This window comes from Rathayibacter sp. AY1C7, assembly GCF_002931865.1.
Classification (GTDB): Bacteria; Actinomycetota; Actinomycetes; order Actinomycetales; family Microbacteriaceae; genus Rathayibacter.
Window position 1 is genome coordinate 1 of record NZ_PSWB01000063.1, and the last position, 671, is coordinate 671.

Consider the following 671-nt stretch of genomic DNA (forward strand, 5'->3'; position numbering starts at 1 on the left):
GGGGTTCAAGATCGGCTGCATCGAGGAGATCGCCTGGCGCAACTCCTGGATCGACGACGCCCGCCTCGCCGAGCTCGCCGCACCGCTGGTCAAGAGCGGGTACGGCGCCTACCTCCAGCAGCTGCCCGCTCTCGCGCGGGGATCATCCTCCGTCTGAGCGCCCACCGGAGTCCGCCCGTGTCGTCGACCGCGACCCGGGCGTCCGACGCCTTTCGTCCCTTCCTCGAACCAGTAGGAGCACTCGTGCGGATCCTCGTCACCGGCGGTGCCGGCTTCATCGGCAGCAACTTCGTCCACCTCACCCTGCGCGAGCGCCCCGACGTCCGGATCACCGTGCTCGACAAGCTCACCTACGCCGGCGACCTCCGCTCGGTGGCGCCGGTGTCGGACCGGATCACCTTCGTCGAGGGCGACGTCGCCGACGCCCCGCTCGTCGACCGGCTGGTCCGGGAGTCGGACCTGGTGGTGCACTTCGCCGCGGAGTCGCACAATGACAACTCGCTGGAGGATCCGGCGCCGTTTCTGGCGACGAACATCCTCGGGACCGCCGCCCTGCTCGAGGCGGTGCGCGCGCACGACGTGCGGTACCACCACATCTCGACGGACGAGGTGTACGGCGACCTCGAGCTCGAGGACCCCGCGCGCTTCACCGAGCACACCCCCTACAACCC

At 69.9% G+C, this 671-nt stretch carries 1 protein-coding gene and 1 pseudogene; both read left to right on the forward strand.

Annotated elements, in window-relative coordinates; genetic code table 11:
- Positions 1–157, forward strand: a pseudogene (locus tag C5C69_RS17350) (glucose-1-phosphate thymidylyltransferase); the annotation flags it as partial.
- An 86-nt stretch (positions 158–243) separates the two neighbouring features.
- Positions 244–671 (forward strand): GDP-mannose 4,6-dehydratase (locus C5C69_RS16580; protein WP_146083647.1); only part of this gene is annotated, 428 nt, incomplete at its 3' end.